Origin of the sequence: Tardiphaga sp. 172_B4_N1_3, from assembly GCF_052076035.1 — a bacterium.
GTDB lineage: Bacteria > Pseudomonadota > Alphaproteobacteria > Rhizobiales > Xanthobacteraceae > Tardiphaga > Tardiphaga robiniae.
The window spans coordinates 3,723,560-3,746,173 of the sequence record NZ_CP197238.1; the positions used below are offsets into that span (position 1 = coordinate 3,723,560).

Annotated in this window: 22 protein-coding genes and 1 pseudogene; 4 read left to right on the forward strand and 19 right to left on the reverse strand. The window is 58.2% G+C overall.

The window, feature by feature from the left end; translation table 11 throughout:
- The first annotated feature begins 30 nt into the window (after nt 1-30).
- Together AB7783_RS17685 and AB7783_RS17690 are read left to right on the forward strand one after the other, a co-directional pair.
- Nucleotides 31-255, forward strand: coding sequence for a hypothetical protein (locus AB7783_RS17685; RefSeq protein WP_441278336.1), 225 nt, complete (start codon nt 31-33; stop codon nt 253-255).
- Between the two features lie 25 nt (nt 256-280).
- A complete protein-coding gene (locus AB7783_RS17690) occupies nt 281-823 on the forward strand; it encodes an N-acetyltransferase family protein (protein ID WP_441278337.1) in 543 nt (180 codons plus the stop codon).
- A 165-nt stretch (nt 824-988) separates the two neighbouring features.
- Here AB7783_RS17690 and AB7783_RS17695 read toward each other — a convergent pair whose 3' ends face one another.
- The 19 genes from AB7783_RS17695 to AB7783_RS17785 all read right to left on the reverse strand — a co-directional run bounded on the left by AB7783_RS17695 (nt 989) and on the right by AB7783_RS17785 (nt 20,134).
- Entirely contained in the window at nt 989-1,852 is an 864-nt protein-coding gene (locus AB7783_RS17695; RefSeq protein WP_231079488.1) for a helix-turn-helix domain-containing protein, read from the reverse strand.
- 323 nt (nt 1,853-2,175) lie between these two features.
- Nucleotides 2,176-2,817, reverse strand: coding sequence for a response regulator transcription factor (locus AB7783_RS17700; RefSeq protein WP_256461251.1), 642 nt, complete (start codon nt 2,815-2,817; stop codon nt 2,176-2,178).
- Nucleotides 2,814-3,956 (reverse strand): sensor histidine kinase, encoded by a 1,143-nt coding sequence (locus AB7783_RS17705; protein ID WP_441278338.1) that lies wholly within the window; start codon nt 3,954-3,956, stop codon nt 2,814-2,816. The genes AB7783_RS17700 and AB7783_RS17705 overlap by 4 nt, the downstream gene beginning before the upstream one ends.
- On the reverse strand, nt 3,953-5,107 hold the full coding sequence (locus tag AB7783_RS17710) for a sensor histidine kinase (RefSeq protein WP_089267968.1): 1,155 nt from the start codon (nt 5,105-5,107) through the stop codon (nt 3,953-3,955). The genes AB7783_RS17705 and AB7783_RS17710 overlap by 4 nt, the downstream gene beginning before the upstream one ends.
- A gap of 125 nt (nt 5,108-5,232) precedes the next feature.
- Complete coding sequence (locus tag AB7783_RS17715; protein ID WP_441278339.1) at nt 5,233-6,663, reverse strand: alginate export family protein; 1,431 nt, start codon at nt 6,661-6,663, stop codon at nt 5,233-5,235.
- Entirely contained in the window at nt 6,629-7,534 is a 906-nt protein-coding gene (locus AB7783_RS17720; RefSeq protein ID WP_441278340.1) for a glyoxalase, read from the reverse strand. The genes AB7783_RS17715 and AB7783_RS17720 overlap by 35 nt, the downstream gene beginning before the upstream one ends.
- Nucleotides 7,535-7,554: 20 nt before the next feature.
- Nucleotides 7,555-9,189, reverse strand: a complete 1,635-nt coding sequence (locus AB7783_RS17725; RefSeq protein ID WP_441278341.1) for an MFS transporter — start codon at nt 9,187-9,189, stop codon at nt 7,555-7,557.
- Complete coding sequence (locus AB7783_RS17730) at nt 9,186-9,608, reverse strand: DoxX family protein (protein WP_439062584.1); 423 nt, start codon at nt 9,606-9,608, stop codon at nt 9,186-9,188. Before AB7783_RS17730 ends, AB7783_RS17725 begins: the two co-directional genes overlap by 4 nt.
- A complete protein-coding gene (locus AB7783_RS17735; protein ID WP_441278342.1) occupies nt 9,605-11,491 on the reverse strand; it encodes an amidohydrolase in 1,887 nt (628 codons plus the stop codon). The genes AB7783_RS17730 and AB7783_RS17735 overlap by 4 nt, the downstream gene beginning before the upstream one ends.
- Before the next feature lie 63 nt (nt 11,492-11,554).
- Nucleotides 11,555-11,845: a XapX domain-containing protein gene (locus AB7783_RS17740; protein WP_089267974.1), complete on the reverse strand. Its 291-nt coding sequence runs from the start codon at nt 11,843-11,845 to the stop codon at nt 11,555-11,557.
- Between the two features lie 31 nt (nt 11,846-11,876).
- Complete coding sequence (locus AB7783_RS17745; protein ID WP_089267975.1) at nt 11,877-12,524, reverse strand: hydrolase; 648 nt, start codon at nt 12,522-12,524, stop codon at nt 11,877-11,879.
- Between the two features lie 435 nt (nt 12,525-12,959).
- On the reverse strand, nt 12,960-13,556 hold the full coding sequence (locus tag AB7783_RS17750; RefSeq protein WP_439078202.1) for a tyrosine-type recombinase/integrase: 597 nt from the start codon (nt 13,554-13,556) through the stop codon (nt 12,960-12,962).
- 204 nt (nt 13,557-13,760) lie between these two features.
- Nucleotides 13,761-14,738, reverse strand: coding sequence for an ABC transporter substrate-binding protein (locus AB7783_RS17755; RefSeq protein WP_441278343.1), 978 nt, complete (start codon nt 14,736-14,738; stop codon nt 13,761-13,763).
- Nucleotides 14,739-14,763: 25 nt separating this feature from the next.
- On the reverse strand, nt 14,764-15,621 hold the full coding sequence (locus AB7783_RS17760) for an ABC transporter permease (RefSeq protein ID WP_441278344.1): 858 nt from the start codon (nt 15,619-15,621) through the stop codon (nt 14,764-14,766).
- The gene (locus AB7783_RS17765; RefSeq protein WP_441278345.1) at nt 15,614-16,384 is read right to left on the reverse strand and encodes an ABC transporter ATP-binding protein; all 771 of its coding nucleotides are present in this window, start codon (nt 16,382-16,384) and stop codon (nt 15,614-15,616) included. The genes AB7783_RS17760 and AB7783_RS17765 overlap by 8 nt, the downstream gene beginning before the upstream one ends.
- 17 nt (nt 16,385-16,401) lie before the next feature.
- The gene (locus AB7783_RS17770) at nt 16,402-17,376 is read right to left on the reverse strand and encodes an ABC transporter substrate-binding protein (protein ID WP_441278346.1); all 975 of its coding nucleotides are present in this window, start codon (nt 17,374-17,376) and stop codon (nt 16,402-16,404) included.
- A gap of 110 nt (nt 17,377-17,486) precedes the next feature.
- Complete coding sequence (locus tag AB7783_RS17775) at nt 17,487-18,230, reverse strand: isochorismatase family protein (protein WP_441278347.1); 744 nt, start codon at nt 18,228-18,230, stop codon at nt 17,487-17,489.
- A 26-nt stretch (nt 18,231-18,256) separates the two neighbouring features.
- Complete coding sequence (locus AB7783_RS17780) at nt 18,257-18,649, reverse strand: RidA family protein (protein ID WP_441278348.1); 393 nt, start codon at nt 18,647-18,649, stop codon at nt 18,257-18,259.
- 9 nt (nt 18,650-18,658) lie between these two features.
- On the reverse strand, nt 18,659-20,134 hold the full coding sequence (locus tag AB7783_RS17785) for an aldehyde dehydrogenase family protein (RefSeq protein ID WP_441278349.1): 1,476 nt from the start codon (nt 20,132-20,134) through the stop codon (nt 18,659-18,661).
- 119 nt (nt 20,135-20,253) lie between these two features.
- Here AB7783_RS17785 and AB7783_RS17790 point away from each other — a divergent pair, with 119 nt between their 5' ends.
- A complete protein-coding gene (locus AB7783_RS17790) occupies nt 20,254-21,246 on the forward strand; it encodes a LysR family transcriptional regulator (protein WP_441278350.1) in 993 nt (330 codons plus the stop codon).
- A 126-nt stretch (nt 21,247-21,372) separates the two neighbouring features.
- Nucleotides 21,373-22,532 (forward strand): annotated as a pseudogene (locus AB7783_RS17795) (IS30 family transposase).
- The last annotated feature ends 82 nt before the right edge of the window (nt 22,533-22,614 follow it).

Here is a 22,614-nt window from a genome sequence, read left to right on the forward strand (position 1 = left end):
CGTCTACACCATATAACCAACGAGGCCCCCATGATAAATCTTGAAACATACGCACATGGCATCAGGGAAGCTCTGGACGAATGCCACGAGCACATGTCGCCTATGGAAGCTGGCGAACTGCAGATCGGAAAGCGCGCCAACGGTGCCGATTGGCAGGACATAACGACCGAGACAATCGATCGGCACAAGAAGATGATCACCACTTACGAAGGTATTCTGAAGGTGCTCTCTGCCAAGCTGCAGGGCGGTTTTTAATGCAGGATCAGGCCACGAGCCACACATGAACGCAGTCGGTGGATCAACTCGTCCTTACCCGGTCGAATGGGAGCGACATCTCGTTCTCAATTCTGACTGGAGAATTTTTACGCGGCCGATTACGGCGGCGGATGAACCTCTGGTTCTGACGCTTCTCTCCCGCGTTAATAAGGGCGATCTCAGGCTTCGCTTCTTTGGTGCCATCAAGGAGTTCTCCCACCCGTTTCTCGTAAGCTTGACGCAGATTGATTACGCTAAGGCCATGGCGTTCATCGCGTTCGATGAGGCGAGCCAGGAGCCGCTTGGCGTCGTCAGGATGCATCGTAAAGATGACGGCGTTTCCGGTGAATATGCCATCCTCCTTCAATCGGACCTCAAAGGCAGAGGGCTCGGTTGGGCTTTGATGCAGTTGATTATTGAGTATTCCCGCTCCGAAGGGCTTAAACAGATCGTTGGCCAGATCATGCGCGAAAACACGATCATGCTTCAAATGTGTAGGGAGCTGGGTTTCGAAGTCATGGCGGACGCAGAAGATCATGGAATTTATGATGTCACTTTAGATCTCTGAATAGATGTGCCGCCTGGAATCCGGCATTCCGAAAGGCGACCTCGAACACTCAGTAAGGCCGGACTTCCGGATCAGAAGCGCTTTATGACAATGTCCGCTTTGCGCCAGGAGCTGACATTGTCGGTAGCGCGTAACATGGACGCGCGGCACGCCACCTCACTCAAACTATTCCTCACATTCAGAAAATCGCGCTGGAGAACCTGCATTGCCAGTTGCGCGGCGCCAGGCCCCCGGCGGTAGCCCAGTCGAAGCGGAAAAGACGCGGGTGAAGTGGCTTTGATCGGCAAAGCCACAAATCAGTGCGATATCGGCCAACGACATACCGGTCTTCATGAGAAGGCCACGGGCCTGTTCGACGCGCTGGGACAGGATCCACTGGTGAGGCGCCTTGCCCGTCGCTTTCTTGAAGCCGCGGATGAAATAGCCGCGCGACAACCCGCAGGCCTGTGCGACATCTGCAACCCGTACATTGCCTGCAGTATTGCTGCTCAGCATTTCGACGGCGAGCGCCAGTTGCGGCCGCGACAGCGCGGCGCCTTGCGATGCGGATTCAAGGTTGGTTGCGCGGTTGTATCGCTCGATCAGATGTATGCCGATCGTCGTTCCGAGCTGATCCAGAAACAGCGGACTCGCTTCGCTACTCTTTTGCAGCAGTGGCTCGACCACACTGACAAGCCTCAGAAGGATGAGGTCGGTATCGCCAGCGTGACACGCAAGGTCTACGGCGCCGCCGCGCCAGCCGTGTTCCTGCGCCAGTTCGATCAGGAACGGCTGGGAGACCTCCATCAAGAGAAAATCGAACGCACCGCGAAGATCGGCACGATAGTCATCCGCAAGGTTACGAATATAGATCGAACCTTCCTTAAATTCGTGGTTCGTTGCGTGATGCTCGTGAAAAATGCGGCGCCGGTGACCCCGGCCCTGTGAGATGCCGATCAGAAAGCCGCGATCGTCAGCTGTCGTCGATACCTGACCGAGATGGGGATCGTCACTGCCCTTGCGGAAAAACTTGATGCCGGCGCCGCGCAACTCCTGGTCCTTGTGAAGCTTGCTGGCAGGACAGCCGAACACATCGATTTTCGGCGATTTTGGCTCGAGCGAGATTTGCGACTGCTCAAGCGCGCGAAACGGTCCCGCATATGATGCATTGTCGGGAGTTCGGGTACCCGTCATCATACACCTCATCACTGCGTGCCGCAGATCGCACGGACGTGTTCACGCGTCCTGCCGACATGCCGCGGGTTTTAATTCAGCCACGCACATCGTTGCGCGTCGTCGTCGCTCCATTCCAGAATGCGGAATTGTATGCGGACAGACAATTGGAGCATGGTGGAGGCTGACTAGACCTTGGTCTAGGCGAGCGACGGCGGCTCATATCCCAACCGGTCAGCCATCCGCACGATGTCAGCGAGCGAGTTCGCCCGCATCTTGCGCATCACCGTGCCGCGGTGGAGCTTGATCGTGGCCTCGCTCAGGTCCAGCGCAGCCGCAATCTGCTTGTTCATCAAGCCGGCGGCGACATGCGCGAACACCTCGCGTTCCCTGACCGTCAACGTCTCGAAATCCGCCTTGAGGCCAGCGATTTTCTCGGCCGCCTGCTTCGTTGCACGATCGCGCTTCACGGCCGCCTCAACCGCAGCAAGAAGATCCATCGCGCGAACGGGCTTCGTCAAGAATTCGATAGCGCCGGCCTTCATCGCCCGCACCGACATCGGCACATCGGCAAAACCACTAATCACGATCACCGGCGTTGTGACATGCAGGGCGGCCAGATCATCCAGAAAATCGAGACCGTTACGGCCGGGCAGATGCACGTCGAGAACGATGCAGCCGAATTTGTCCCGGTCGTCTTTGGCCAGGAACTCCTGCGCCGAGGCAAAGCACTCGACCTGAAGACCGACAGAGCGCAGCATGCCGTCCAGGGCCTCGCGAATACCCTTGTCATCGTCAATGACGGCGACAACTGCAGTAACTGGCTCCAGATTTTCGATCACGGTGCCACCTGCAGCGTACGTGGCGGCAGCGTGAAGCGAAAGCGCGTGCCGGTGGGCACACGTGGCTCCGCCCAGAGCCTTCCGCCATGGGCATCGATGATGGAACGGCAAATCGACAGCCCCATGCCAATGCCATCCCGCTTGGTCGTGAAGAACGGATTGAAGATCATATCGAGATGATCGGGGTCGATACCCACCCCCGCATCTTCGACGGTGACGCAGACCTCTCCCAATGGATCCATCGCCGACACGACAGTCACACGCCGTTGTTGATTCTTCGATGAATTGATGGCATCGGCCGCGTTGGACACCAGGTTCAACAGCACCTGTTGCAACTGCACCCGATCGCCAACGATCGACGGCTGGTCAGGCTGAAGATCAACGTCCAGCGCAATTTCCTGTCGCGACAGTTCCGGCTGCACGATCAAAAGAACGCCTTCGATCATCTCATTGAAGTCGAGCGGCTCGAACACCACTGGCGCGTTGCGCGCAATCGCGCGGACGCGCTGGATGATCGCTCCGGCGCGATGCCCCTCCGCTATGGCTCGCTCCGCGGCGGCTCGGGCTTCGCCGACATTGGCCTTCTCGCCCTTGAGCCATTGCACGCAGGCCTCGGCATTCATGACAACGGCCATCAGCGGCTGATTGACTTCATGCGCAATGGACGCGGTGAGCTGTCCCATCGTGGTGATCCGCGACATGCGCGCCAGTTCCGCCTGCGCGACCTGAAGCGCTGCCGTGCTCTCGCGCAGCTTGCGGTCGGCGCGGTCCTTGTACAGGGCCATTTCGATCACGGTGCGCAGTTGCAGATCCTCGAACGGCTTGAGCAGATAGCCGAATGGCTCGGCCTGACTGGCGCGCCTGACCGTCTCGTCATCGGCATAGGCCGTGAGGAACACTACCGGAATTTGGCATCTGGCGCGGATCTGCCGGGCGGCATCGATGCCGTCTATATCGCCTTCCAGACGGATGTCCATCAGCACCAGATCGGGGCGATTGCTGATCGCAAGCTCAACGGCCGCCTCGCCGCGGGCCGTCACCCCGATCACGGAATGACCGATCCGGCCGAGTTGCTCGCTGATATCGCGGGCAACTATGCGATCGTCCTCGACGACCATCACGCGGGCGCGCGTTGTCATGGCGCGAGCCTCGCGCGACGACCAGCCTGGAATGTAAGGGTACAAGTCGTGCCGCCGGTATCGTCGACAGAGAACGTGCCATGCAGCTGCTCGACGAGATCGCGCACCAGCTGCAGACCGAGTGATCTGGTTTCGATGAAGTCGAACTGCTCGGGCATTCCTATGCCGTCATCCGCGACGGTCAGAATGCATGTCCCGTCGTCGCGGCTGCCGAACCGAACCTTGATATATCCGCTGCGTTCACCGGGAAAGGCGTGTTTGAATGCATTGGAGACGAGCTCGTTGATGATGAGGCCGCAGGAGACAGCGCGATCCATATCCAGTGTGACGTCATCGCTTTCGGCCGTGATCTCGACGCGAGCCCGCCCATAGGCGCGGCGCAGATGCGTGCACAGACTGAGCACATGGGTCTGCATCTGGATCTCAGCGAAGTTGCCGGCACGATACAGATTTTCATGCACCAGCGCCATCGACCGCACGCGGTTGCGGCTATCCGCAAACAGCGCCGCGGTGATCGGGTCGGTGATGCGCGACGCCTGCAGGTTCAGGAGACTACTGATAAGCTGCAGGTTGTTCTTGACGCGGTGATGCACTTCCTTGAGCAGCGCTTCCTTTTCGTTCAGCGATGCTTCCAGTCTTTCCCGTGCAGCGTTTCCTGTTGTGATGTCCATCATCGCGCGGCGGAGCTCGAGCTGGTTCATGATCTGCCGCGCGAGCGCCTGCAGCGTGAAGCGCTGGCGTGTCGACAGACCATCCGGGCGCGGCGTGTGATCCAACACACAAACGGTGCCGATCGGCAGTCCGTTCTGTGTTTCCAGCAGCGCGCTGGCATAGAAGCGGAGCCTGGGACCCCCGCTCACCAATGGATTATGCTGGAAGCGTGTATCCGAAGACAGATCGGGTATCACGAAAAGATCCGTCTGGCGGATCGCCTGCGCGCAGATCGAATGATCGAGCGGCAGTTCCCGATCGCCGTGCCCGATACCGGTAAGGGTCCAGTGCCGGTCGCCATCTATCAGATTGATGGCCGCGATCGGCGCATCGCAGATATCCGACGCGATCTGCACGAAGTCTGCGAAATCCACATCAGATGCAGAATCGAGAATATCGTATCGATGCAAGGCCGCGATGCGATCGCGTTCATTCCACATGTCAGGCACTTATGTCGGCGTCATCCGAACCATCACGCCAAAACGGGACCGATGGCGGGCGAGCGTGTAATCTATTCCGCCGCGGCACAAAATGAAACCACGCCCCATGGCCTCCGGACGTCCGGTTACCACCCATATTTGAGCTCCAAACCCAGATAATTGCTGTCGTGCCCGCCGGCGTTCCGCACCGTGTCACCAATGGCGTAATGCACCGCCTCGACGGCTCCGGTCAGGTTGGCGTTGAAGACGTAATCCGCTCGAAGCTGCGAATAGACCCCCGTCCAGCGGCTGCCCTGCCCAGCCGTGCCCGCGACGGCAACGTTGGGCTGAACATAAACGGCATCGGCAACCGTCTGCCGCCACTGCATGCCGAGCCCGGCGGTCACCGTCAGATTGGCAATGGGCTTCACCGTCAGTGTCGGCTTGAGATGGATCAGGTTGGCGTAGCCGGTATAGCCTGCCAGCGAGAAATAGTAGCCGTTCGGGAACAGCGGATTGAACGTAGCGATCGTGTTGTCACCCGCACGCCCGTCACCTGACGCCGCATCCGCCTGCAAGCCGATCCTTGGCGTCCATGCGGCGTTAGAGAATGTGTAACCGGTGCGGCCGCCCAGTGCCCAGGCCTCGATCTCCTTAGGCCCGACATGCCCTGTCTGCCCCATCGCCTCGAGATCCCAATCGAAGCCATTGGCATTACCGGCAAAGCGGACGTCGAAGATGTGCCGCGTCTCTTCGCCCAGGGCGTCGAGATAACGCGCAGACGACCGCTCGAACAGGGAGTAGTAGCCGGAGAGTTCGTTGTCGCCGAACACCTTGCGTTCGATACGCGCAGTGCTGAAGCGGAAATTCTGGCCGGAGAAGTCGTCGAACACATCGCCAAAGCGATATTGCACCGGCTGGCTGACAAAGCCGATGAAACGCCACAACCCGGTCTCGTAATCCACCCACACCCCATCGAAGGACTGCCGCACATTCGGCCCGTCGCGCGAGGACACAAAGCGTTGCAGATCGAAGGCAAAATCCTGCCGGCCGACGCGCGCCTTGAAGATGCCATCACCCAGCGCACCGCTATAGGCGATAAATGCCAGTCTCAGATCGAGCTGGTTCTGGTCGACCGGCGAGACACTCGCCTTGTCAATGGTGCGGACATCCTCCAGCTGCGTGAAGATCTGCCAGTTCTCGTTCAGCCGGATGTCGACATGTATCTGCAGCCGTTGCAGCAGATAGGAATCGCCGCGCGTATTGCCGACGCCGAAATTCGGAGCGTCGTTGAACTCAAATCGCTCGCGAAGACTGGCACCTAGCGAGATATAGCTTTTCGGATCGGTGACAAAGAGCGGGATATATTTCAGAGCGTCGAATGGCTCGGTGCGCAACACCGAAGTGGCGAGCGCAGACCAGTCTTCCTGCCAGCGATTGGTTAGAAGCTTCGGGCGCGCTGGCGTTACCGCTGAATCGTCTGCATGCGCAGGCGGCAGCAGGACCGCGCTAAAGGCCAGCGCGGCCGCGGCTATCCAAGCCTTACTTGCCGACGGCAGAGTGAATCTCGGCAACATAGCCTCCGGGGAATTTTACCAGCGCTGCGCGGCGCGCATCCGCGACATAGGGCTCGACCAGCACAGTGGCACCGACCGTCTTCGCCTTGGCCAGCGTCTCGTCGAGCGACGGCACTTCATAGCCGGTCAGCTCATGGCCATAAGGATAAGGAAGCACGCCGTCGGTCACCAGCACCGTCATCTTGCCGAACTTCGACGTGATGCGAACCCGACGGTAGGTATCGTTGGGGCGGCCGATCTCGATGCCCGGCGCCTTCGCCGTGTCGGAGACAACGTTGCCTTTCGAGAAAGCGACAAAGCTCTTCACGAACTGGTCGGCCCGGCCGGCCGGAACGTAGACGCGGTTTTCCGGGACCGTCTGCAGTTCCGGATAGGACGGCGCCGTCGTGTGCCAATAGAGCTGCATGTTGATGCCGCCCGGCCATTGCACAACGACGTCGCGGCCGATCGGATCGGGAAACGTCTTGACCAGCACGTCGGCGCCCGCGCCTTGCGCGGCTCTGACGGCGGCATCGATATCTGTAACGAGATAGCCGGTGCGCTCATGGCCGAATGGATAGGGAATCGGAGTCTTGAAGCCAAACACCGAGACCGACCCTGCCGGGGTCAGCAGAAGCTGCGACGTCGTGCTGCTCGGTGCCGGCGTCACTGTCGCAACTACCTGTTTGGTGCTCTTGCCACCAAAAGTCGCGATGAAGCTTTCGACAAAGCGATCGACCTCGTCCGGCGCAACATAGACGTGCGTCGTGTCATATTGCGCGCCGACGGCAAAGCCGACCTTCGCCGGGGCCTCGCGCGACCATGCATCTTGCGGCGCGGCCGATAGCAACGCGATGGAAAGAATGGCGGCGGTGAATTTGAACAAACGCATCATGGCAGTCCTTGTGGCGACTAGGGCTGATTGACCAGTTCGGGCTTCGACGTCGGGTTTTTCAGATCCAGCGTCAGAAAATGCCGGACCACGGGGGCGTCGGGCCCGATGTGATATTGCGTCATCTCGCGCTGCACATCGGCATCAGCCTTCGAGACGCGGTGATGCTGCCGCAGATGCTCCGCCCATGATTCCACCAGGAACCATTCGACGATCTTCTCCGGATCGGCGGCATCCTCGGTGATGCCCCAGCCATAAGCGCCATCGCGACGACGCGCTTCGGAGAGGCGCTTGAGCCCGGTGAAGAACGGCGCGCGGTTTTGACGCGCGATTCGATATTCAATCAGGATCAGGACGGGCCCCCGGTCATGTTCGACCTCGTCCGACGTCAGCGGCTCCGGCCAGTAATTGGACGGCGCGAGATCGGCTTCGCCTGTCGGCAGCTTCACCCGGTGCATGATGAAGGCGGCGACGGCGAGACCGCATGCGCTAACCAGCAGCGTCGCCGGCAGGCTCAGCGCTTGGGCCACCGCGCCCCAGCCGAGGCTTCCAGCAGCCATGGCACCGTTGAACACCATCAGATAGACAGCGAGACCGCGACCACGCACCCAGTTCGGCAGCACCGCCTGCGCGACGCCACTGAACGTCGTCAGCGCCGTGATCCACGCAGAACCGAGCAGCAGCAGAACCGGCAGCGCAACCCATTTCGGCGGCGCGAAGGACAGTACAGCCATCACACACGCCGACAACAGCGCGGCGATCAGCAGCAGCGCGTCGGAGTCGAGCTTCGCGCGGAGCCGCGGCAGCACCAGCGCGCCACCGATCGCGCCTGCACCAACCGCACCAAGCAGCACGCCGTAAAAACTGGCATCGCCACCCAGCAGATTACGCGCCACCAGCGGCAGCAGAGCCCAGATCGAGCTGGAGAATGCAAAGAAGATCGTTGCCCGCAGCAGCACGATGTGCAGTTCACGGCTAGAGCGGGTGTAGCGCAATCCGGCCCGGAACGCGCCGAAGAACTTCTCTGACAACACGTCATTCTCGGCCTTGGCGCGCGGCCACCACAGCAGTGCTGCGATGACGAACATGTAGCTGATGACATCGGCGCCATAGGTGACGGCGGCGCCGAATGTCGCCAGCAGGATGCCGCCGGCGGCCGGGCCGATCGAGCGCGAGACATTGATGCCCAGTGAATTCAGCGCGACCGCGCTCTTGATGTCCTGCCGCGGCACGAGCTCCGGCACGATCGCCTGCCATGTCGGCCCGACCAGTGCGGCGCCGATGCCGCCGATGAAGGTCAGCCCGATCAGCAGATTGACCGTCAGCAGCCCGTAATAAGACAGCATCATCAGCGTCGCGCTCACCAAGGCGAGCAGCACCTGCACCGCGATCAGGAATTTGCGGCGATCGAGAATATCGGACAGCACCCCGGCGGGGATCGCAAACAGGAAGATCGGAAGCGTGCCCGCGGCCTGGATCATGGTGACCGCTGCGGGCGCCGCCGACAGGTCTGTGACGAGCCAGGAGCTCGCCACGTCGCGCATGAAGCTGCCGGTATTGCCCATCACCGTCGCGACCCAGATCACCGCGAAGATGGATTGGCGGAATGGCGCGAAGGCGCTGGTTGCCTTGGCCGGCTCGGCGGCTCCGCTCATGGTTTTGCCTTCCTGGCCCGGTCATTAAGGTCATGCCATGCGACGAGCAGGAAGCCGCCGCACAGGCCGATATGTTCGAAAAACGAATTGGCGCTCATAAAGCGCTCTGGCGGAGCCAGCTCCCAGAACCGATTCGCAAGAAATGTCGCCATCAGCGTAAAGCCTGCCAGCGAGAGTGCACCGAGCCAGCGCCACACGCCACCAAGAATCAATAGCGAGGCAACCAGTTCGAGCCCAATCGTCGCCAGCGCGAAGGGCGCCGCCGGCTGCAGTCCGAAATGGTTCATCTCGGCAATCGCCCCCGGAAGGTCGAACGCCTTGACGAGCCCGCCCTGCAAATAGGCCGCACACAGGCAGAGCAAACCCAGCCAATGCATAACGGGTGCACCGATCACGCGACGTGCGAGATTCGTGATCATACCGCCCAGCACGCGCAGCCGAGTGCGCCCCAGAAGCTTTTGAGATCGGCGATGGGCAGCCTGCTGGACCACGCTGTCGCGTGATCGTGGCCGTGCACGCCGCAGGAATTGGCGCAGCCGCAGGTCATCGCCATCTTCTGCGCGACGACCTGTCCATTCGCACCGGGTGCAGCCCATGCGCCGTAGCCGCCGAAGGTGCGTACAGGTGACCAGTCCGGCATCGCCGGCGGCGGCGCATTCTCGTCGAGCTTGGCGAAATCACCGACGGCATAGACAACCTTTCCGCCGACGATTGTCAGCACTGCGCTCGTGTCGGCAATCTCGTTCTCCGCGCAGGAGAAGAAGTCACGATCGGGTACGACGATATCGGCGAGCTGGCCAACCTGGATGCGGCCCTTCTTGCCTTCTTCGTTCGAGAACCACGTTACGTTTTCGGTCCACATGCGCAACGCCGTTTCGCGGTCGAGGCAGTTGCGCTGCGGATAGAGCTGCATGCCGCCGACGGTACGGCCGGTGACCAGCCAGGACAGCGACACCCACGGATTATAGGAGGCCACGCGCGTGGCATCGGTGCCGGCGGAAACCTTGACGCCCTTGGCGAGCATCTTCGACACCGGGGGCGTCGCTTCTGCGGCGCCATGGCCGTAGCGCTCGACGAAATATTCGCCCTGATAGGCCATGCGGTGCTGCACGGCGATGCCGCCACCAAGGGCGGCGATACGGTCGATCGACTGATCCGAAATCGTTTCAGCGTGGTCGAAGAACCAGTTTAGCCCTTCCAGCGGCATCTCCTGATTGACGCGCTCGAACACATCCAGCGCACGGCTGATGGTCTCGTCATAGGTCGCGTGCATACGCCATGGCCATTTGTTCTGGACCAGAACGCGCACAACATCCTCGAGCTCGCCTTCCATTTCCGGCTCCATATCCGGGCGCGGCTGGCGGAAATCCTCGAAATCGGCAGCAGAGAACACCAGCATTTCGCCAGCGCCGTTATGGCGGAAATAGTCGTCGCCCTGCTTGTATTTGGATGTCTTGGTCCAGTTCAGGAAGTCGTCCTTCTCGCCCTTCGGCTTTTGGGTGAAGAGGTTATAGGCGAGACGGATCGTCAACTGATTCTCGTCATGCAGCTTCTGGATGACGGCATAATCCTCGGGATAGTTCTGGAAACCGCCGCCGGCATCGATGGCGCCGGTGACACCGAGGCGGTTGAGTTCGTGCATGAAATGGCGGGTGGAGTTGACCTGATAGTCGAATGGCAGCTTCGGCCCCTTGGCCAGCGTCGCATAGAGAATGCCGGCATTGGGCTTGGCCAGCAGCAACCCGTTCGGATTGCCGTTAGCGTCGCGAATGATCTCACCGCCTGCCGGGTTTGGCGTGTCCTTCGTATAGCCGACGGCGCGCAGCGCGGCGCCATTGAGCAATGCGCGATCATAGAGATGCAGCAGGAATACCGGTGTATCCGGCGCGACGGCATTCAACTCGTCGATTGTCGGCAACCGCTTCTCGACAAACTGATGCTCGGTGAAGCCACCGACAACGCGCACCCATTGCGGCGGCGGGGTGATGGCGACCTGACGTTTCAGCATGTTCATGGCGTCGGAAAGCGAGCGCACGCCATCCCAGCGTAGCTCCATGTTGAAGTTCAGGCCGCCGCGAATGATGTGCAAGTGATTGTCGATCAGGCCGGGCAGCACGCGCTTGCCCTTGAGGTCGACGACCTTCGTCTTCGGTCCCGCCAGGGGCAGGATGTCCGCGTTATGGCCGACATGGGTGAAGCGACCATCCTTGATGGCCACCGCGCTGGCGACGGGATTGGAGCGATCGAGCGTCGTGAACAGGCCACGATGGAGAATGAGATCGGGGGTCTGCGGCTCGGTCATGGGAAGTTCCTTCGGCGATAGTGAATTGAACAGGCGATGTGATCGTGAGGCGGGTGCCGGAGACTAACCGCCGGCGGGCGGCTGCGGCGCCTTCTCGGCCACGACACGCGTATCGGAGCGCTGGCCCTTCGGCAGATGGCCGAACATGTGTGGCTTCACCTGTTCGAGCCAGGACTGCACCACCGGCTCCTTCTGCCAGAGGCTGCGTACCAACGGCGGCAATTGCTCGCCGACGAGAATGCCGAGCAGGCCGACCAGCGCCACCACCGGTGGCGCCGGAGAGCGCACATTGATCAGACTGTAGATGACGCCCACCAGCAGGCCTGCGCCCAGCGAGATCATGTGTGCTTTCATGTCGTTGTCCTCGGTTGTGTGACGTGACGGCTTACTTGGCCGGGCCGCCTTCGGAAGCGTGCTCGCCGAGCGCCCACTTCGAGAAGCGGATCTGGATGCCGTAAGGCGAATGCGCGCGCTGGATGTCCATCATGCCCTCATAGGTCTCGCTGCGCGCCCAATCCTGCTGCAGCTCATAAGCGTATTGCGAAGACGTGATCGGCACCGCGCCAGCCTGGATGGCGCGCTGCATGGCGCGCTCATGCGCTTCCGGCGAGAGATCGCCGCAGGCGTCGGCAGCAATGTAGATTTCAAAGCCTTCGCGCAGCATGTCTAGGGTCGGGAAGATCACGCAGGCTTCGGTCCACAGACCGGCGATCACGAATTTCTTGCGGCCGGTGGCGGCGACGGCCTTGCGGAAGTTCGGATCGAGCCACGAATTCATTGAGGTACGATCGATGATCTCCTGTCCTGGAAACAGCGACACCACCTCGGGAATGAACGGGCCGGAAAACGACTCTGCCGCAACGGTTGTCAGAACGGTCGGAATCTTGAAGAGCTTCGCGGCTTTTGCAAGAATCTGGACGTTGTTCAATGTGACAAGGCGATCGTGCGACTGGACGCCCTGGAACATCGCGGGCTGAAAATCGATCAGCGCGATGGCGCTATTCTGCGGGGTCAGCATTTCCTGAAATGACATTCTGGTTCTCCGTGAAAGGATTGTGACGATTTCAAACTCGCGCACGCCGCAGGCGAATTTTCTTCAGCTGATGACGGGCGCTACTTCTGGTTTTACGAGCGACCGGTCTGGACCGCGAAGTCTCCACGCTATGTGCGCGAGAATGGCGGACAGCGTCTTGTCTGGAAGTCATCGACTTTGAATGATCGGTCACGGCACTATGTCGTAGGCGACTTACTGCGGTCTATCGTGTCTCGCCAGACCGCGCGAACAATTACCGACCAAAGTTGTGCCAACTCCAGGATAGCTCGAACCTCGCGCCGAGGCCTCCGCTTCCTTCAAATGAATTCAAGACGGATTGAGCTGCATCCCCGTCTTGATTCACAAGCGACTATTTCGTCGTGGCTGCTTCGCGCCAAAAAAGGCGCGTCACTGCATGATGCGCCTTAGATCCCTTTAGAGGTCCACCTGCTCAGACATGACAAGTGCATCGTCTACCTCAATTCCAAGATACCGCACCGTACTTTCGAGTTTTGTGTGGCCTAAGAGCAATTGCACCGCTCGAAGATTTCCGGTTTTCTTATAAATCTGAGATGCTTTTGTCCGACGCATCGAATGTGTCCCATAGCGTCTTCGGTCCAACCCGATACTGGTGACCCATCGATCTACGATTCTCCCGTATTGTCGGGTGGACAAATGAAGTTTTGAGCACATCCGACTCGGAAACAGGTGGTCTGCCGATGTCAGTTCTCGTTCAACGATCCATTTCTCCAATGCGGACCTTGTGTGCTCGGAGAGCTCGAACTGGACCGGCCGTCCGGTCTTTCTTTGGATGACCGTCGCCCGATCGCGTAGGACGCCCGATATCGTCAAATTGCTCACTTTGATCGACGTCAAATCGCAAGCGCGAAGCTTACTGTCGATCGCAAGGTTGAAGAGAGCAAGCTCTCGGAGATTCGAGGCAACCTCCAATCTGGTTCGTATTCCCCAGACTTCTTTCGGTTTTAACGGAAGTTTTTGACCAACGATCTGCCCCTTATTCCAGACAGGCATAGCTAGACTCCATCCCACCCGTCCCAGCCCCACCACTCCCATCGAGCAAGAGGAATCTACGCTATAGGGCTAAATAGCGCCTTAGCGCCATGAGCTGCCATCTTGTACGATGTACATGCTCTACGCGCTCAAACGACTAGCTGCGAAGCCCCGCAACCCGGGCTCCGGCCTATTATGGATCCCCATGTCTAACGGGGCCGGAACCTATAAAGTGTCGGATACGAATAGTTCCTCCGGCATCGGTCTCCGCGGTATCAGTCCGTCTTCATACGACCACTCAGTCATTCGCTCGATCACTGCGCGGTTCTTTTCCAGTCCAGATGGCCAATAGTCACTTCCCATAATTTCGACAGTTCGCCGCAACTCCTCTCCGACCCACGGAAGACTGATCTTGAGCGCTTGTTCGGTCCACAGATTCTCATTCGCGAGTCGCTGCGCCTCCTCGAAGGCTCCAACAACTCTTTCGGCAAGACCGGGATCGGCTGAGGCGATATCACGCCGGATGCCGACAAGATGCATAATCGGAAAGACACCGGTGGCGCGAAAGTAATCCGCCTCCGCCCGAGCGTGGTCCGCAATTAGGCGCCGAACACCATTTCCGGCCTGAAAATCGTCGATCGGCTTGTAGGCTAGAATGGCGTCAATGCGGCCGTCACGAAGCATATCGCGAAGCAATACTCCGTCAGGCGCGATCTCTATCGGCATCTCTTTAAATAACTGGGGCAATACGATTTCGTCACGTTCTCTCTTATCAACATCGCCCATTACCCATTTTATCTGATCGGATGTGATACCATAATGATCGCGCAACGCTCCGCGCGCCGCTAGGGCGGCGGTCATTGAATATTCTCGAAGGCCTACTTTGCGCCCGATGAGATCGGCTGGCTCACAAATCCGTCCGTCATCCCTCACATAGAATACTCCGTGCCGGAAACTACGAGACGGAAAGATCGGAAGCCCCAGATAAGGGCATTTTCCTGCCATTGAAAAACGCAGAAAATTCGAAAACGACAATTCTGCGAGATCGAATTCGCCACCCACGAAGGCACGCGAAAAAAGCTCCTCGAGCGGCGCATCGATCAGTTCCAGATCATACCCGGAGATGCCTACTCTCCCGTCGTAGAAGGCTTCAGTACGATCATAACGCCATACGGCAAGGCTCAAGCTTCGATCCTTGGTCATTCTCACATCCATTTTCTGATTTTCTTTAGAAGGAGTTCAATTGAGACGATTGGCCGGTGCCACGCCAACGCAGGGCCCGCGCCTCGATGCGATTCAGGGCTGCATTGAGCAACATCATAAACACCATCATGACGAGGATCATCGCAAACGTGCCATTCGTATTGTACGAGGTGCTGTACATGTTGAGCCGATAACCAAGACCGGACGACGCGGCGAGAAACTCGCCTACAATCACACCGATGAGCGCAAACGGAAGGCTCAGGCGCAATCCACTGACAATCCACGTAATAGAGCCCGGCAGCAGCACTTTAAAGAACATCTGCCGATCGTTGGCCCCCATCACGCGTGAGACATCGAGGAGTCCCCGATCCACCGCCCGGATTCCCGAGAGCGTCGAAAAGAACGTCAGGAAGAACACGAGTGTTGCCGAAAGCACTACTTTGGAGGCGACGTCGATGCCGAACCAGATGATCAGGAGCGGCGCAAGCGCGATGCGCGGTATGCTGTTGAGAGCGACAAAGAATGGGTCCAGGACGTCAGCGATGAACCGCCAGCGTGCAAACAATGCGCCCAAAAGGATGCCAAAAAATGCGCCGAACAAGTATCCCAGGCTCATTTCAACTCCGGTGATATACAGGTCGTGATAAAAACTCGCGTCTCTCACGTCCGTCCACAAAACCGCAAATATTCCAAGAGGCGAACCCGAATAGAACTTGTCGAATATTCTGTCGGCGCCCAGTTGCCAGATGGTCAGAACGACAACGACTAAAACCGCCTGTGTTACCCGAATTCGGATTCTGTAGTTGCGTTGCGCGTTCGCCACTTGCCTCGATTCGTTGATAGCGGCGAGGTTGCCCGCCGTTGCTGCGGTGTTGTCAAGCATCCTGGCCTCGCACCTGGTTTTCGAGTTCAACCCACAGGGTGTCATAGAGCTGGCGAAACCCGTCGCTATCATGCATGCGAAAGATGTCTCGGGGCCGAGCCAGCGGGACTTTATCGACCCGCGCAACGCGCCCAGGTCGCGCGCTCAACAGGACGATGCGGTCGCCTAAACCGATTGCTTCGTGCAAATCGTGCGTGATGAACACAATGGTGACGCCCGTTCGCTGCCACAGCTTCAACAGAAGTTCTTGCAGCACGAGCCTGGTTTGGGCGTCGAGCGGCCCGAACGGCTCATCCATGAGGATGACTTTGGGCTCATAGATCATGGTACGCACGATGTTGGCACGCTGCCGCATACCTCCGGACATCTCATGAGGATAGGATTTTTCAAAGCCAGCGAGGCCGACTAATCCAATCAGTTCTTCCGCCCGCCTGTTTCTCTCTTCCTTTCCAACGCCGGCGATCTCCAAAGGAAAAACAACATTCTCGAGAAGAGTTCGCCACGGCATCAGATTCGGTTGTTGCGTGACGTAACCGACCTGCCGGGTAACGCCTCTGATCGCCTCGCCGTCGACTTCGACCGCGCCTTCCGTGGGTGGCATGAGGCCGGACATGATGTTTAGGATCGTTGACTTGCCACACCCCGAGGGCCCAACCATCGTGACGAACTCGCCCGCGCCGATCTCAAAATCCACGCCCTCGACCGCTGTCACGACCTTGTCCCGGCTTACGAAGCGCTTCGATACCCCATGAATGCGCAACATTTTCCTGTCCGATCTCACTACTTCGACCAAAATGTCTTGTCGATCACCGCTGCGTAGGGCGATGGCGCGGTCACCGCACCACTCGAAACTAGAAATTCAACAGCGCTGTTGTAAGCACTCTCGGTGATCTCACCGGAGGGATTGATCGCCGGCTGGTTGTTGACGAGCGCATTTCGCAAGACGGTTTCATCCATCTCCCCAAAAGTTTTCGCCAGCAGATTGCGTTGCTGCTCGAACGGCGTTGCGACGATGTACGACATGGCCCGCTTGAGCGCATGGACCACCTTACGGACGGTGTCGGAACGCTCCTTCGCATAGTCCGGGCGAACATAGAGAACCGAAAACAGAAACTCCTTGAGTTCCTTGTCTTCGCCGAGAGTGTTGTTAACGAGCATACTGGCCTTGCCGCGGCTTACGGCAAGCTCAGGCGTGGGACTAGCGAGGCACCCGACATCGATCTTCTTGTTCTCAAGCGCTCCTACCATTGAAGGACCGCCCCCCACGCCGATAATCTTGGCGTCCTGCTGCGGAATATAGCCGGCGCGTTTCAAATAATTCGCGGCAACGAAGTAAGTGAAGGATCCCGGCCGCGACACGCCAATTGTAAGGCCCTTCAGTTTTTTTAGTCTTTCGTCGATTGGCGTATCGGCACGAATCACGGCGGCGGCGGCGCTCTCGCTATTGATAAAGCAGTTAATGCCGACCCGATTGAACATATTGAGAATGCCCAGAAGTGGCTTCCCCTGCTGATAGGTCGTGAGGAGCCGGTTTGGCGTGGTCGCGGTAAATTGCACACTGCCTGCGATCAAAGCGTCGATGTCCGGCCCGTCGCCCTGGGTGACGATGATCTCCATATCGAGACCTTCTTCCTGAAATAGCCGAGGTCGCGCGCCGCATAGATTGAGTAGTAAGAAAAAGCAGGTACAGGAATCGTAATGCGCAGTTTTTCCTGGGCTTTGGATGCATTCGGCGCACCAAGTATCACAATACATGAGGCCAGTAGGGCAGCAAACGGCAGCTTCGTCTTCGGAAGTGTCATATCCCGGGTCCCTCTAAGTTATGGATGATTGGTATTGAGAAATTCTTCGCAAGCTCTTTGCCGCTACAGAGCTTCTGTCCGACCTTTCGGAAGTTCAGGAAACAAATTGGTAGCGAGCCCTTCGGCATAGGCAACTGCCGCTGCTTCCGAGATGACATCCGCATACTTCGCATTGATGTCGCAGAGGTTTATGGCGTGACTTGCCTGCGAGCGGTCGAAGCAACCTTCCTCCACGACCGATACACGGTAGTTGTAGCTGAATGCATCGATGACGGAGGCGCGGATACAGCCGCTCGTCGTACCGCCGGTCATGATCAGAGAATCGCAACCGAGGAGTTGCAGATAAGCGAGGAGATTCGTTCCGAAAAAAACGCTTGGCTTCTGCTTAAGGATCACGACATCCTGAGGCTGTGGTGCAATCTCCGCGACGATTTCATGGGGGTCGATGTTCGAAGGCGACGCCGTCTGATCACCCATCCGAGGGTTTTTCCACCGCCAGCTCCCCGCATCCCAGCTGTCGGCGCGATATTGGTGGGATGAATAGATGACTGGCAAGTTACGGGCGCGAAACACCTTGGCCAACCGGCTGATGGATGCGACAGCGCCCCAGGCCTCTTCGCCGCTTGAGTTATGCCACCGCTTCATGGACTCAAGGATGGGTTCAGATCGATCGCCAACAAATGCGTAAGATGCATCGATCACAAGCAGCGCCGGACGCACACCAAAACCAGCTTGCGCGCCGTAACCTGATGCCGCAAACACCAATTGATCACGTTCGGTTAGAAATTTGTCCCAGATTCGAGCCATGACAGTCCTTTCTCCGCATGCGGTTGCTATTGCTCGTTGACGCCGCCGTAAGCGATCACGTCGATTTCGATCAAAATGCCAGGTGCTAACGTGCTGCCAACGGTGGTGCGAACAGGCCGCGGCTCTGGGACCATTTCTGCATAGATCTTGTCGTAAGCGCCGAAATAGTTGAGATCGGATAGGTGCACGGTTGCCTTTACGACGTCGGACCAGCTGACGCGAGCGGCGGTAAGCATCATCTCGATATTCTCGATGGTCCGGCGTGTTTGGCCCCCGATATCGGAGGACACGATATTCAGGTCTTTATCGCGTGCGCTTTGTCCGGCCACGAAAACAAATTCACCTGCTGCGAGCGCCATCGAATAAGCCCCTCGCGGGACGGGTGCATCCTGGGGCACGTCAATCTTTCGCTTGTTCATTACCAACCCTCAATTGTAGTTGATCATCAGGTGCTTGATTTCTGTCATCTCCTGCATCGCGTAGCGCGTCCCTTCGCGGCCGATTCCCGACTCCTTCCATCCACCGAACGGCATATTGTCGATCCGGTAGATCGGCACGTCGTTGACCATCAACCCGCCGACGTCCCAATTTTCGAGGGCCTGAAAGGCTCTTCGTAGATCGTTGGTGAACATTCCGCCCTGGAGACCGTATTTCGTAGAATTCGCTCTCCGGACAGCCTCCTCGAAAGTTGCGAAGGGGTTGACCGTAAGGACCGGCCCGAAGACCTCTTCATCTTCAATTTTCATGCCGCTTCGGGTATTGGAAAGCACGGTTGGTTGAACGACGGTATTCGCGCTGGAACCACCGAGAAGAACCGACGCGCCATCCTCTTTCGCAGCATCAATCCACTGCTGGATTCTGTCTGCAGACCCCTGATCGATGACCGGACCAACATCGATATCTTCCTGACTTGGATCGCCGACCTTGCACGCCGCTGTCTTCCGTACGAGAAGGGACATGAATTCCTCGTGGATCGCTTGTTCCGCAAGGATTCGCTGGACCCCAATGCAGTATTGTCCTCCGTAGACGACGCCGCCGCGGACGCACCTGCTGGCAGCAAGCTCAAGATCTGCATCCGCACAAACAATGACAGCTGCATTGCCCCCAAGCTCCAGTGCCACACGCTTGCGGCCGGCAATCGCCTTGATGTGCCAACCCACTTTTGCGGACCCGGTAAACGTCACCATTTCAAAGCGTTCGTCCCTGACCATTTGCTCTGCCAAGGGCACCGGGCAATGCACGACCGAGAGCGCGCCGTCGGGAAGGCCAGCCTCTCGCAAAATGTCGGCCAGGAGCACGGACGTCAGAGGCGTCTGAGGTGCCGGCTTGAGTACCACACTGTTTCCGGCTGCCAACGCCGGCGCTACCTTGTGCAGCACCAAATTCAGAGGAAAATTGAACGGCGCTATCGCTAGAATCGGACCGATCGGAAAACGACGCGCGATACCGATCCGCCGCGCGCCAGCGCGCAACTTGTCCGCGTCCGCTCCATCGAGATTTATGCGAGCACCGCCCTCACCGGTGGTCTGATACTGGAAGATGCCAGCATCCATATCGAGAGGTATCTCTTCGCCTGAAAAGCTCCGAGCCTCCGACGCAGCATTCGACAGATTGAAGATTGCGCGCGAGACTTCACCGCGCGAGTCGAACATCGGCTTACCTGCTTCGGACGATATGAGCCGCGCCGCCTCTTCTTTGCGAGTCCGCAGAATATCCGATGCTCTCTGCAAGATGTCGGCCCGAACAAAACGGGGAAGCTTGCGCATAACGTCAAAGCCGCGTTGTGCCGCGACTATTGCCTCTTCAACGTCGCGGGCCGACGCAACGGGCATCTCCCCCACGATCCTGCGGTCATACGGCGATCGGATCGACTCCCTTGTTGCGTCCCCACCTTCTTGCATCATGCTGCTGTGCTCCGATTTGCGACACAAATGAGAATTTCTGACTTGCATGATGCCTCTGTCGTGCGATCTTACAATCAGAATAAATAGAACTTAGTGTTCTCGAAAATGGAACGCGCAAGATGCTGATGCTTAACCCCCTTAGATATTTCGTCGAAGTGGCGCGCTGCGGTTCGATTCGCGGAGCGTCGGAGAGGCTGCATGTCGCCTCCTCGGCGATCAGTCGGCACATCATGATTTTTGAAGAAGATGTCGGCACTCCACTGTTCGAGCGGCATTCTCGCGGGATGGTCGTTACCGCGGCCGGAGAACTTTACTTGAGATACGCACAAGGCGTTCTTTCAGAGGGGGACAGCACGCAACTTGAGATCGACGCCCTAAAGGGGATGAGACGAGGCCACGTCCGCATATGGTCAATCGAAGGCATGGTCGCAGGCCCGCTGTTCGACTCGATATTTGCGTTCCGAAAACGATTTCCGAAGATGACCTTCAATGTCATCTCAGCAGACACGCGAAGCGTTATGGAAGCTGTACGCGATAGCGAGGCTGATATTGGCATCGCATTTCAGTCGTCTCCGGTCATCGGCGTAAGAATTGCATCCCGCATTCCGAATCCATTGCACGCGATCTGCACTCAAAAACACGAGCTCGGAAAACGTAAGTCCTTAACGTTAGATGATATAGCCAAATTTACGATGGCCATTCCCGATCGGAGTTTCGGAATTCGCGGCGTTCTAGATGCCGCGTTTCATGTCCACGAAATTCGAGCGGACGTGGCGTTCGAAAGTAATTCTGTCGAAGCGCTTCGAGCTTTCGCAAGATCGGGATGCGGTCTAACCGTGTTGCCCTGGCTTGCGTGCAAAAATGATATACTCGCTAAGCGCGTTGTCGCCGTTCCAATCGCGGACGCAATGCTCTCAGCGTCCTCTGTAGATATCTGCGTCAGGGAGGAGCGGATGCTACCTCCGGCTGTTGCTGAATTCTTGGAGGAAGTTACGACTGGCTCAGGCTTCAATCCGCCGGAGATGAATACGACCGGAAACTCATCTGGAAAATTTGCGCAGCTTAAAAAAGGAACAGAACGCCAAAGAGATAGGCGGCTTCGCGGGAGATAGAAGTAGGACATTGCCGGACGGCTTTCTGCCGAGTATTTCGTCTGAGCAGCTGATTGTCCGCTTTGCGCGGTGGGCTCAATTGGTCGGTGCAACACTCTAATCTTTTAGCAAAGATGGAGTGCGGACATGAAACGGCGACAACGCATTAACTATTCGGCGGCGCAACGATCCGAGATCTGGGATCGTTGGCAAGCAGGCGAACCAATGAGTTCGATCGGACGCCGGTTTGACCGCGATTCCTCATTGGTATTTCGATCATATCGCCGACTGGCGGTATCCGACCGCCTGATCGGTGCCGTGCCAAGCGAGCGCTTAGTCTGTCTGAACGTGAGGAGATTTCTCGTTGGCTCAGCATGCGCCGTTCCTTGCGGTCGATCGCGCGTCATTTGGGACGATCTGCTTCAACCATCAGCCGTGAAGTCCAACGCAATGGTGGGGCGGATCGCTATCGGGCAGCCCGGTCCGATCAGGCCGCCTGGGATAGATCGCGACGACCCAAGCTCTGCAAGCTGGCTTGTCGTCCGTTCTTAAGGCGGACAGTATCGACCTTATTGCAGAGACAATGGTCACCGGAACAGATTGCCGGCTGGCTGAAGCGGACGCACCCGGCGGAGCCCGAAAAGCAGGTGTCACACGAGACGATCTATCGCAGCCTGTTCATCCAGGCGCGCGGCGTCCTGAAAAAGGAGCTTCTTGAGCACTTGAGAGCAAAGCGTACGGTTCGTCGCTCCAGGCATGCGAGCATGAAACGGAACGGACTCGGCCAGATCAAGAACGCCGTATCCATCAGTGAACGACCGCCGTCTGTTGAAGATCGTGCGGTCCCAGGCCATTGGGAAGGCGATCTGATCGGCGGATCGAGAAATAGCTACATCGCAACGCTTGTCGAACGCCATTCGCGCTACGTGATGCTGATCAAGGTTGCGAACAAGGACACCGAAAGCGTCGTCTCTGCGCTGATCAAGCAGTCAAGGCGATTGCCTGGCGAACTCTACCGGTCCCTGACCTGGGATAGAGGCAAGGAGCTCGCCGACCATCAGCGACTGGCATTGGCCTCCGACGTCGACATCTATTTTTGTGACCCTCGCTCCCCATGGCAGCGCGGATCAAACGAGAACACCAACAGATTGCTGCGCCAATATCTGCCGCGCGGTACCGATCTGTCCTTACACAGTCAAGCCAAGCTCAGCGCCATCGCAAGACAGCTCAATGAGCGGCCGCGAAAACCCTTGCTCTATCAGACGCCAGCTGAGAAGTTCGCCGAGTGTGTTGCAGCGATCGATTGAACTCGCCGCCAAAAGCGGACATCGATTATTCCTGCGTAGCCCATGATCTCTCGGCTCCACGATCAACCTCCGGCAGCCGCAA

Bases quoted from the DNA above. Each gene is read 5' to 3' on its own strand.
- AB7783_RS17685 (WP_441278336.1), top strand. From the start codon at position 31: ATGATAAATCTTGAAACATACGCACATGGCATCAGGGAAGCTCTGGAC.
- AB7783_RS17690 (WP_441278337.1), top strand. From the start codon at position 281: ATGAACGCAGTCGGTGGATCAACTCGTCCTTACCCGGTCGAATGGGAG.
- AB7783_RS17705 (WP_441278338.1), bottom strand. From the start codon at position 3,956: ATGACAACGCGCGCCCGCGTGATGGTCGTCGAGGACGATCGCATAGTT.
- AB7783_RS17710 (WP_089267968.1), bottom strand. From the start codon at position 5,107: ATGTGGAATGAACGCGATCGCATCGCGGCCTTGCATCGATACGATATT.
- AB7783_RS17715 (WP_441278339.1), bottom strand. From the start codon at position 6,663: ATGTTGCCGAGATTCACTCTGCCGTCGGCAAGTAAGGCTTGGATAGCC.
- AB7783_RS17720 (WP_441278340.1), bottom strand. From the start codon at position 7,534: ATGCGTTTGTTCAAATTCACCGCCGCCATTCTTTCCATCGCGTTGCTA.
- AB7783_RS17725 (WP_441278341.1), bottom strand. From the start codon at position 9,189: ATGAGCGGAGCCGCCGAGCCGGCCAAGGCAACCAGCGCCTTCGCGCCA.
- AB7783_RS17730 (WP_439062584.1), bottom strand. From the start codon at position 9,608: ATGATCACGAATCTCGCACGTCGCGTGATCGGTGCACCCGTTATGCAT.
- AB7783_RS17735 (WP_441278342.1), bottom strand. From the start codon at position 11,491: ATGACCGAGCCGCAGACCCCCGATCTCATTCTCCATCGTGGCCTGTTC.
- AB7783_RS17740 (WP_089267974.1), bottom strand. From the start codon at position 11,845: ATGAAAGCACACATGATCTCGCTGGGCGCAGGCCTGCTGGTGGGCGTC.
- AB7783_RS17745 (WP_089267975.1), bottom strand. From the start codon at position 12,524: ATGTCATTTCAGGAAATGCTGACCCCGCAGAATAGCGCCATCGCGCTG.
- AB7783_RS17750 (WP_439078202.1), bottom strand. From the start codon at position 13,556: ATGCCTGTCTGGAATAAGGGGCAGATCGTTGGTCAAAAACTTCCGTTA.
- AB7783_RS17755 (WP_441278343.1), bottom strand. From the start codon at position 14,738: ATGACCAAGGATCGAAGCTTGAGCCTTGCCGTATGGCGTTATGATCGT.
- AB7783_RS17760 (WP_441278344.1), bottom strand. From the start codon at position 15,621: ATGCTTGACAACACCGCAGCAACGGCGGGCAACCTCGCCGCTATCAAC.
- AB7783_RS17765 (WP_441278345.1), bottom strand. From the start codon at position 16,384: ATGTTGCGCATTCATGGGGTATCGAAGCGCTTCGTAAGCCGGGACAAG.
- AB7783_RS17770 (WP_441278346.1), bottom strand. From the start codon at position 17,376: ATGTATTGTGATACTTGGTGCGCCGAATGCATCCAAAGCCCAGGAAAA.
- AB7783_RS17775 (WP_441278347.1), bottom strand. From the start codon at position 18,230: ATGGCTCGAATCTGGGACAAATTTCTAACCGAACGTGATCAATTGGTG.
- AB7783_RS17780 (WP_441278348.1), bottom strand. From the start codon at position 18,649: ATGAACAAGCGAAAGATTGACGTGCCCCAGGATGCACCCGTCCCGCGA.
- AB7783_RS17785 (WP_441278349.1), bottom strand. From the start codon at position 20,134: ATGATGCAAGAAGGTGGGGACGCAACAAGGGAGTCGATCCGATCGCCG.
- AB7783_RS17790 (WP_441278350.1), top strand. From the start codon at position 20,254: ATGCTGATGCTTAACCCCCTTAGATATTTCGTCGAAGTGGCGCGCTGC.